The sequence below is a fragment of the Pseudomonas sp. PA-4-8C genome, from assembly GCF_021606625.1.
In the GTDB taxonomy this organism is placed as follows: Bacteria; Pseudomonadota; Gammaproteobacteria; order Pseudomonadales; family Pseudomonadaceae; genus Aquipseudomonas; species Aquipseudomonas lactis.
In genome coordinates this window covers 1-10,194 of sequence record NZ_WKCD01000205.1, presented here as the reverse complement: position 1 = coordinate 10,194, position 10,194 = coordinate 1, and the positions used below count along the sequence as shown (strand labels likewise).

Annotated in this window: 7 protein-coding genes and 3 pseudogenes; 6 read left to right on the top strand and 4 right to left on the bottom strand. The window is 56.3% G+C overall.

Annotation, left to right across the window (positions count from 1 at the left end; all coding sequences use genetic code 11):
- Positions 1–32: 32 nt before the first annotated feature.
- The 6 genes and pseudogenes from GIW04_RS22575 (at position 33) to GIW04_RS22550 (ending at position 5,885) form a co-directional block, all read left to right on the top strand.
- Positions 33–572, top strand: a pseudogene (locus GIW04_RS22575) (plasmid pRiA4b ORF-3 family protein).
- 29 nt (positions 573–601) lie between these two features.
- Positions 602–1,151, top strand: a pseudogene (locus GIW04_RS22570) (IS30 family transposase); the annotation flags it as partial.
- A gap of 283 nt (positions 1,152–1,434) precedes the next feature.
- Positions 1,435–2,337 carry an alpha/beta hydrolase gene (locus GIW04_RS22565; RefSeq protein WP_082643931.1) on the top strand — a complete coding sequence of 301 codons (903 nt, stop codon included), beginning with the start codon at positions 1,435–1,437 and terminating at the stop codon, positions 2,335–2,337.
- 117 nt (positions 2,338–2,454) lie between these two features.
- Complete coding sequence (locus tag GIW04_RS22560; RefSeq protein ID WP_057006141.1) at positions 2,455–4,050, top strand: flavin-containing monooxygenase; 1,596 nt, start codon at positions 2,455–2,457, stop codon at positions 4,048–4,050.
- 30 nt (positions 4,051–4,080) lie between these two features.
- Entirely contained in the window at positions 4,081–4,833 is a 753-nt protein-coding gene (locus GIW04_RS22555) for a glucose 1-dehydrogenase (RefSeq protein WP_057006140.1), read from the top strand.
- 218 nt (positions 4,834–5,051) lie between these two features.
- Entirely contained in the window at positions 5,052–5,885 is an 834-nt protein-coding gene (locus tag GIW04_RS22550) for a transporter (RefSeq protein ID WP_236270775.1), read from the top strand.
- A 281-nt stretch (positions 5,886–6,166) separates the two neighbouring features.
- Here GIW04_RS22550 and GIW04_RS22545 read toward each other — a convergent pair.
- The 4 genes and pseudogenes from GIW04_RS22545 to GIW04_RS22530 all read right to left on the bottom strand — a co-directional run bounded on the left by GIW04_RS22545 (position 6,167) and on the right by GIW04_RS22530 (position 10,189).
- Positions 6,167–7,143: pseudogene (locus GIW04_RS22545) on the bottom strand (IS5 family transposase).
- Between the two features lie 326 nt (positions 7,144–7,469).
- Positions 7,470–8,900 (bottom strand): NAD-dependent succinate-semialdehyde dehydrogenase, encoded by a 1,431-nt coding sequence (locus tag GIW04_RS22540; RefSeq protein WP_057006135.1) that lies wholly within the window; start codon positions 8,898–8,900, stop codon positions 7,470–7,472.
- Positions 8,901–8,918: 18 nt separating this feature from the next.
- Positions 8,919–9,971: an alcohol dehydrogenase gene (locus GIW04_RS22535; protein WP_057006134.1), complete on the bottom strand. Its 1,053-nt coding sequence runs from the start codon at positions 9,969–9,971 to the stop codon at positions 8,919–8,921.
- A 125-nt stretch (positions 9,972–10,096) separates the two neighbouring features.
- Positions 10,097–10,189, bottom strand: a complete 93-nt coding sequence (locus GIW04_RS22530; protein WP_413469153.1) for an SDR family oxidoreductase — start codon at positions 10,187–10,189, stop codon at positions 10,097–10,099.
- Positions 10,190–10,194 lie beyond the last annotated feature (5 nt).

Genomic DNA, 10,194 nt, shown 5'->3' with positions numbered 1-10,194 from the left:
AAACTGTCCGTTTACCCAAACCCGCCCCCGACCTGTTACTGCTGCACATCGAGCCGAAGTGGATCACTTCGAAGATTTGGCGTCGGTTCGCGGTGCCTGAAAACATCACCATGGGCAAGCTGCACCATGTCATCCAGGTCGTGATGGGCTGGAGTGATAGCCATCTGCATGAGTTTGAAATTGCTGGTGAGAATTACGGCATGCCCGACCCTGATGGTTGGGGGCCGACGGTGAACCCGGAAGCCCGTAAAACGCTGATCAAGGCGCTGAACGGAAAGCGGACATTTAATTATATCTACGACTTTGGTGACAGTTAGCATCACAGTATCAAGGTCGAAAAAGCGCTACCCGCTATTGCCTGTCCTCAGGTGCCGTACTGCATCGACGGCGCCAATGCTTGCCCACCGGAAGACGTGGGTGGCGGGCCTGGTTACGAGGAGTTTCTGGAGGCGATGGGCAACCCCGATCATCCAGAGCATGACGCCCTGGTTGAATGGCATGGCGATGTTTTTGATCCAGCGACATTTGAGTGCGAGCGCGTGAACCAGTGGTTTAAACGGATTAAGGTTTGAGTTGCAAGGCGGTGTAGCTCGGACGCTTACAGATGGTCAGCATTCATGTGCGTCCGCCGGAGATCGAAGACCGGCTGATGCCGGGGCACTGGGAAGGCGACCTGATCAAGGGTAAGGCTAACGCCTCGTCCGTAGGCACGTTGGTGGAGCGCACCAGTGGTTACCTGATGCTGGTGAAGATGAATGATGCGACGGCAACCATCGGCGATGGAGGGCTTCAGTGCAGCGCTCAACCGCATGCCGCTGGCAATGCGCAAGAGCATGACCTACGACCAGGGCCGGGAGATGGCGCGACACGCCGAGATCCCCCAGAAAACCGGCATAGCGATCTACTTTTGCGACCCGCACAGCCCTTGGCAGCGAGGTAGCAACGAAAACATCAACGGTCTGATCCGTCAGTACCTACCCAAGGGCACGAATCTGCCGGTATACAGCCAGGAGGAATTGAATGCCATCGCACTGCAACTGAACATGCGACCGCGTAAGCGCTTCGACTTCAAGTGCCCCATCGAAGTTATGGGTGAGGTGATGCAGAAGGCCATGGCTATGCGGCATGATGCTCCAGCTTCAATTCAATGACCGTGTTGCACTCAGCTCCTGCAACCGCCCAAACTAAAATGGTCAGCTTGACCGAAGAGCCCTGCAGCTTTACACGTGTAGGGCTTTCCTCGTTTTAGCGGGACAATCGAGCAGGCTGGTTACTTTTGTACAACCAAGCCAGGGTTTGGCGAGCGGTAGACAGCTCTATGATTAGCAATTCCATCCAAAAAATATGTAAGAAACGTTCAATATCTCCATCACTTCAGTCATCAGAATACAAGGTAGCTGTTCAATATTAACAATAATAATAGAGACAATTACCATGAATACTTCATCCGAAGCAGACTTCCTGCGCGCACTCTACCAGTCCTGGACCGACCGTATCGCAGCCAATCCCAATTTGACAATTGCTGACTTACGCAGTCTGTTTGACGAATGGCACCAACCTACCTTGGAACCCGAGGGCGTGACCTACAAATCAGATGTTGTCGCTGGAGTCGAGTCCATCTGGGCGCTTCCGGTGGGAGCCGACTCCTCCAAAGTAATATTGTACACCCATGGGGGCGGCTTCGCGGTGGGATCAGCCGCTAGCCATCGCAAGCTTGCAGGACATCTTGCAAAGCAATTGGGTGTCACAGCGGTCATCATCGACTACCGTCGGGCGCCCGAGTATCCCTTCCCCGCACAACTGGAGGATGCGACTGCGGTGTACCACGAGCTTCTCGCTCGCGGCTATCAGGCACAAAACATTACGACAAGCGGTGACTCGGCTGGCGGCAACCTAGCCATCGCAACAGTGCTCAAATTGCGCGACGACGGCATTGCTTTGCCGGGTTCCGTAATCGCGCTCTCCCCGTGGCTCGACATGGAGCATATTGGCAAGACCCTTGAGGCCAACCACGCAACTGATGCGCTGGTGAGTAAAGCTGTTCTGCAGGGTATGTCGGGCATGTTCCTCGGCGAGACTGTGTCTCGTACCAATCCGCTTACTAATCCACTTAAGGCCGACTACCGGGGCTTTCCGCGCCTGTATGTCGCCGTCGGGTCGCTAGAGACGCTGCTCGATAACGCCACTGACCTGGCACAGATATCCAAGGCCGCCGGCGGGGACGTGACCCTTTCTGTGGTGGACGGCATGCAGCACGTATTCCCGATCTTGGCTGGGCGTGCCCGCGAGGCCGATGCCGAACTCAGCCGTATCGCTAAATGGTTCAAGTCCGCGTGACGGGATAGCCGCTTGCTGTTCCCGGATTTGACTATCCGGGGTTTCATCATTCCAACCAATTAATGCGGGCCCACGCTTCCGCAAGGCGAAGCTTTGGCCGTAATAAGGAGACACGCTGTGATAACAACAAAAAATTTCGACGCCATCGTCGTTGGCGCAGGTTTTGGCGGCCTGTATATGCTGAAAAAACTGCGCGACGAGCAGGGCCTCAAGGTCCGCGTCTTCGACAAGGCTGGTGGTGTGGGCGGCACGTGGTACTGGAACCGCTATCCGGGCGCCCTCTCAGACACCGAAACCTGCGTTTACTGCTACTCGTGGGATAAAGAGCTATTGCAGGAGATGGAAATCACCACGCGATACATCACCCAACCGCAAGTTCTCAAGTACCTCGAAACGGTGGCGGATCGCCACGAACTGCGCCCGGATATCCAATTCAATACAGGGATCACGCAAGCGCATTTCAACGAAGCTACAAACCTCTGGGAGATGGGCACCGACACCGGCGAGTCGTACACCGCCAAGTTTATCGTGACTGCACTTGGCCTTCTCTCTGCCACCAATATTCCAAAAATCAAGGGCCTCGAGACCTTCCAGGGAGAGTGGCACCACACAGGTAGCTGGCCTCAGGGAGTTCAATTCGAGGGCAAGCGTGTAGGCGTGATTGGTACGGGCTCAACCGGTACCCAGGTGATCACTGCCATTGCGCCACTGGTCGAGCATCTCACGGTGTTCCAGCGCTCACCGCAATACAGCGTGCCTGTCGGTAATGGCCCAGTCAGCCAGGAATATGTCGACAACATCAAGAAGAACTACGAAAAAATCTGGGAGCAGGTAAAGAACTCTGTGGTCGCCTTCGGCTTCGAGGAAAGTACCGTGTCGGCGATGAGTCTTTCTGATGAGGCGCGCCAGGCAGTATTCCAGAAAGCCTGGGAAAACGGTGGCGGCTTCCGTTTCATGTTCGAGACGTTCTGCGACATCGCCACGGACGAACAGGCCAACAAGGCCGCGCAGGATTTCATCCGCGCCAAGATCGCCGAAATCGTCAAGGATCCGGAAACCGCCGGCAAGCTTACTCCGCACGATCTTTATGCCAAGCGCCCACTGTGCGACAGCGGTTACTACGCAATATTCAATCGGCCAAACGTGAGTCTGGTCGATGTCAAGGCCAATCCGATCACGGAGATAAACCCCACCGGCGTGAAAACCGCAGATAGGGTCGAACACGAGTTGGACATGCTCATCTTCGCCACTGGCTTCGACGCGGTGGACGGCAACTACACTAAGATCGACATCCGAGGCCGTAAAGGCCTGACCATCCAGGACCACTGGAAGGCCGGCCCGACCAGCTACCTAGGTGTTGCGAACGTGAATTACCCCAACATGTTCATGGTACTAGGCCCCAACGGCCCCTTCACCAACTTGCCGCCTTCAATCGAGACCCAGGTCGAGTGGATCAGCGACCTGATTCAGGAAACCAATGCCAAGAACCTCAAGACGGTAGAGCCTACGCCCGAGGCCGAGGCCTGCTGGACCAAGACCTGCCAGGACATAGCGAACATGACGCTTTTCCCGAAAGCAGAGTCATGGATTTTCGGCGCCAATATCCCAGGCAAAACCAACACCGTGTACTTCTACCTGGCCGGACTCGGTGCCTATCGGCAGCAGCTCACCGAAGTCCGAAATCAAGGTTATCAAGGCTTCCAGTTTCAGTAAAAAATCACTTGAAAACTAAGGGGGGGCAACATGAATCGCGTACAAGACAAAGTTATTATCGTTACCGGCGGCGCAATGGGCATGGGGCAATCGCACAGCGAACTGCTCGCTTCGCACGGTGCATGGGTGTTTGTGGCAGACATGAATGTGGAATTGGGCCAGACCACGGTGGCTGGTATCCGCAAGAGCGGCGGCAAGGCCGACTTCCTGAAACTGGATGTAACAAACGAGGCTGACTGGCATGCAGCGGTGGGTCAGGTTATCGAACGTGCAGGTCGCATCGACGTGCTGATCAACAACGCCGGTATCCTTATTCTGAAGCCTGTGCAAGACACGACCAATGAGGACTGGGACCGCACCTTCGATGTTAACGCGCGTAGTGTCTTCATTGGCACGCGGACGGTCATTCCATTCATGAAGAAAGCAGGCAAAGGCAATATCGTTAACGTATCGTCCATCTATGGTTTGGTCGGCGCCCCCGGTGCCAGCGCCTATCAAGCATCGAAGGGAGCTGTACGCATGTTTACCAAGTCGTGCGCGGTGGATCTGGCCCCCTTCAACATCCGTGTCAACTCGGTGCATCCAGGCGTAATTGAGACACAAATGACGCGGGATCTGCTGGCTGACTCCGTCATCCGCCCGGCCCTGCTCGGACCAACCCTGCTCAAGCGTCCGGCTCAGCCAATCGAAGTGTCACAGGCAGTGCTCTTCCTCGCGTCGGACGAGTCGTCCTTCGTGCATGGCGCAGAGCTGGTGGTCGATGGCGGCTACACCGCCAACTGACCGTTCACAACCCTGAGAACCTGAGGACTTCTGGCAGCATGCCTGTCGGCAGCCAACTATCGGGACAGTCGGAAACCGCATTCTGCTTCGGACAACTGGCTGGGCGCTGCGGGAAAAATAAAAATAATTAGGCATCAAGGGGAAGAAAAATGATGAAGCTAGGGCTCGGAAGAAAGGTTCGGCATTTTACACTTGCCACAACTGCTGTCCAGTGTCTGATGTCGGGGACCATCGTGTATGGGCAGGGGCAGGACTCGCAGGTGCATGACTTCGTGCCCGCGCCGGCGGGAACGCAGATTGGCCTATTGTATTATCTTGGCAGCACTTCAGATACCTATATCGATGGCCATGGCCATAAAGTGGATGACTCGAGCCTCGACACGAATGTGGGCCTGCTTCGCTACGTTTACTATTTCGACATTGCCGGAATGCGTGCCGATGTGAACGTGTTGCAACCCTTCGGAAGCCTGAACAATATGCGAGTCGGAGGTAGCGATATCGACACCAAAGACTTCTCCATCGGGGATGTTACGCTGGTCGGTACGCTCTGGCCGCTGAACGATCCCGAACATGAACGCTACTTTGCCATTGCCACCTATCTCACCCTGCCGACTGGCAACTATTCTGCCTCCGAACCGGGCTTGGGTTCCAACCGATGGTCTCTCTCCATTCAGCCAGGCTACCTGTTCAAGATCGCGCCTCAATGGTCGGTCGATCTTGTGGGGGACGTTACTTTCTATGGTGACAACAACGATGGCCCTGGCGGGGCGGATCTGGAAAAGGATCCAAGCTTTACCATGCTTGGCTGGCTCAACTATGAGGCGAGTGCCAAGACCATGTTCTCACTGGGATTCACGACAACCCGGGGCGGGGAGGAGTCGGTCAAAGGCGTCGATGGCTCGGATGTGAAATCAACCACGATCCGGGCGGAATGGTCTCAAATGCTCAGCCCAACAACGCAGTTTTTGATGGAGATCGGGCATGATGTGGATGCAGAGAATACGTTCAAGCGCGATGCAACACTGACTTTCCGGCTTGCAAAGTTCTTCTGAATGGTGCGGGGCGCGTGGGCCGCACCATTTGAAATGGCTCCATGAACTCCGGATCCTTGATTCAGGCCGTTTGGTTTTTTATCCGCGTGATGCTCCAGGGTAGCACCCAAGGCTGGCCTGAAGTATCGCGCCTTAGGGAAGGTCTGAAGTAGTCCCGTTTTCCGAGCTGATTTTCTCAATGATTTGAAAAAACAGCGTCTCAATCGAAAATCAGGTCATTTTTCACCTTCAAATACAGGGTTTCGCCCTTGTGAGGCGCTTCGCAGGGTTGATTCCCTGCATCACGGGCGCACCTCTCCCATGATCATTAACTGTTTGCGCACCATCCACAGGTTCGACAGCGCAAACAGCGTGACCTGCTGGGCTGTGTTTTTCACCAAGCCGCGAAACCGCACCTTGGTGTATCCAAACTGGCGCTTGATCACACGGAACGGATGCTCGACCTTAGCGCGCACCTGCGACTTGGCGTATTCGATCTTGCGCTTCATTCGCCAATCAGGCTTTTTTTGCCGTGCTTTTTGTGCGAACTGGGCCGGGCGGAAATCGACCAGATCACTTTTCGACTTTCATGTTCGGGGCGCTTGTGGACACCGGTGTAGCCAGCATCTCCGGCAACATGGGTTTCCTCACCATGCAGTAATGGGTCGACCTGAGTCACGTCGGCCACATTGGCGGCGGTACCCACCACGCTGTGCACCAGGCCCGAATCGGCATCCACACCAATGTGCGCCTTCATGCCAAAAAAGTACTGGTTACCTTTCTTGGTTTGGTGCATCTCAGGATCGCGCTTACCTTCCTTATTCTTGGTCGAACTGGGCGCATGGATAATCGTGGCATCGACGATGGTGCCTTGACGCAGCAGTAGCCCGCGGTTGCCGAGGTAGTCATTGATAACGCCCAGAATCCCCACCGCCAGGTCGTGCTTCTCCAGCAACCGACGAAAATTGAGGATGGTGGTTTCATCCGGGATGCGCTCCAGTCCCAGCCCAGCAAACTGGCGCAAAATTGTGGTCTCGTAGAGCGACTCTTCCATCGCCGGATCGCTGTAGCCGAACCAGTTCTGCATCAGGTGCACACGCAAGATGGCCATCAACGGGTATGACGGCCGGCCGCCTTCACCCTTCGGGTAATGCGGTTCGATCAAGGCAATCAAGCCCTTCCACGGCACCACCCGATCCATCTCGATCAGAAAACGCTCACGTCGGGTTTGTTTACGCTTGCCGGCATACTCAGCATCGGCGAAGGAGATCTGCTTCATCGGAAAATTCGGCGGGTGGTGTCCGGCTATTTTGCCAAAATCAGGAAGTCTTTTTCAGTTTCCTTAGATCTGACGCATTAAGTGCTTGCCAATGATCAGTTGCTGGGTATGGACGGTACCTTCATACAGGCGCACGTCGCGATAAAAGCGCTCAACCTTGTATCCGTTGATATGCCATAGGTCTGCGCTGATACATGCGCTTGTTGCCACAGTAATCGTCGCCGTCTTTCACGGCGCGATTACTGAGCGTGGCTGCATCAGATCCGACATCGGGCTCGGTCAGTGTGGTAAGAACCTGTTCGTTGGCCACTGCACACTCAAGTCAGTTAATTGAGTTGGGTCACGAATTTGGTCGTGAGGTAGCCATCGAAGGTTTCGCTACCGCCCTCACTGCCGTAGCCACTGTCCTTGATGCCGCCGAATGGCGTCTCCGCGACAGCGAGCCCCAGATGGTTGATCGACACCATACCTGCCTCAAGCCCGCGGGAGATGGTATTCGCGTTCTTACTGGACGTTGTGAAGGCGTAGGATGCCAGGCCAAACGGCAAGCGATTAGCGCGCTGCAAGGCCTCCTCCACTGTTTTGAAACGCACGATACCGGCCAGCGGTCCAAACGGCTCGTCGTTCATGAAGCGGGAATCTTCCGGCAAATCGGTCATTACGGTGGGTGCAAAGAAGTTGCCGTCTCCCGGTAACGCACTTCCACCTGTCAGGATGCTCGCCCCCCGTTGCCGCGCATCCTCAACAAACCTTTCCATGGCGGTTACGCGACGATGTTGCGCTAATGGCCCCATCTGGGTGCGAGCCTCCAGGCCATCGCCCACCTTCAAGGACTGGGCTTTGGCCACGAAGCACTCGACGAAGCGGTCATAGGCCCCTTCTTGAACAAAAAAGCGTGTGGGGGAAATACAGACCTGCCCCGCGTTGCGGAACTTGAAACCAGCCATTGTTTCCGCAGCGCTGTCAATATCGGCATCATTGCACACGATCACCGGCGCGTGGCCACCCAGTTCCATAGTGCAGCGTTTCATCAAAGAACCCGCCAGTGCGGCCAGATGCTGGCCCACGGGGGTCGAGCCTGTGAACGAGATCTTACGCACGATCGGTGACTTGATCAGGTGGTCCGAGATCATTCCTGAGTCCCCCGAGACCAGGTTCAACACGCCAGGCGGTAAACCGGCATCATGGAACAGTTGAGCGATGGCAACCACCGCACTGGGTGTGTCACTGGAGCCCTTGAGAATGACTGAACACCCCGCGCCCACTGCCGCCGCCACCTTGCGGAAGGCTTGACTGAAAGGGAAGTTCCACGGAGAGAACGCCACGCACACGCCGATTGGTTCATGCAAGACTGTCTGTTGCACCTGACTGTTGCGTGCCGGGATGATCCGACCGTAGATACGACGGCACTCCTCGGCATGCCAGTCGGCATGTTCGGCGCAGACGGTCACTTCACCTACGGCCTCGGCCAAGGGTTTGCCTTGTTCCAGCGTGATGTTGCGACCGATGGCCTGTGCACGCTCACGCATCAACTCGCCCACCTTGCGCAAGATCTGGCTGCGCTGCAGCGGCGAACTCTTGCGCCAGGACTCAAACGCGCGCTGCGCGGTCGACAACGCCAAATCCAGATCCGCGTGCGTTGCATGGGGCAGTTTGCCGACCGGAAGGTTCGTGGCAGGGTTGAGCACGTCGTGTTCACGACGTCCTCCGCCTTGAAGGAACTGACCATCAATATAAAGACTAAGCTCGGTATACATAGAGGGACCTTTGAAATTTCAGGGAATGAGGACCGTACGGCCGATCACCTTGCCGTTCTGCAGGTCCTGCATGGCGGAGTTGATTTCGGACATAGGACGGCGCGTCACGGGAATGGCAGACATTCCTGTACGCTTGACCAACTTCACCAACTCGTGCAACTCGGCCAGCGAGCCGACATAGCTGCCTTCAATGGTCAGCGGGCGCATAGGGATCACTGGCAGCGACAGGGTGATGTCGCCCCCCATCAGGCCGCAGATGACGATGTGCCCACCACGCGCACAGCTTGCGATGGCCAGGGTTACCGTTGGCGTGGCGCCCACCAGGTCGAGGACTGCACGTGCGCCACCGTCGGTGGCTTGCATGATCTGTTGTGCTGCATCAGTGGCTTTGCCGTCGATGACCGCTAACGCACCAGCAGCGAGCGCTGCCTCGCGCTTGCTCGCGTCGATATCGACCACGATAGCGCCATGGGCACCCATTGCCTTGAGTACCTCAATGGCCATCAGGCCCAGGCCGCCGGCACCAATGATGACCACTGGGCCTTCATGAATACGGTTACCAAACTTTGAGATGGCGCTGAAAGTCGTAACGCCGGCGCAAGCCAGCGGTGCGGCTTCAGCGTCGTCGAGTCCCTCGATATCCACCAGGTAGCGTGGGTGCGGCACAATGACGTACTCGGCAAATCCGCCCGCCCGCACCACGCCTAACGCCTGCGGCTTGATGCAGATGTTTTCTTCGCCGCGCTGGCAGGCTGCGCATTCGCCACAGCCAATCCACGGGTGTACAAGGCTGCGCATACCAACCTTCAGCTGTCCCGCCTCGCTGCCAGCAGAGATGACTTCACCACATATTTCGTGGCTGAGGGTCATAGGCGGCTTGATTCCGCGATCGGCCAGCATCAGGCGCTTGCCAGCGCCCAGATCGTAAAAACCTTCCCACAGGTGAAGGTCGGTGTGACACAAACCGGCGGCTTTCACCCGCAACAGCACCTCGGTGCCCTGCGGTTGCGGGATCGGTTTGTCTGTCAGCTTTAGCGGCTGGCCGTGGTGTGTGACGCAATAACAACGCATAGAATGCCTCTTGATTGAAGATAGGAAGTCGAAGCTGCTAAGCACGAGCGTTTGACAAGTCGATCATGAAGTCCAGGCTAGATGCGCAGCCCGGCAGCAAGATCAACTCGTCGACCGTGCCTGCGTCAGTTGGCGGTGTAGCCGCCATCGACCACCAGCTCTGCGCCATGCACGAAGGACGACTCGTCCGACGCGAGGAAGAGCACTGCCTGTGACACTTCGA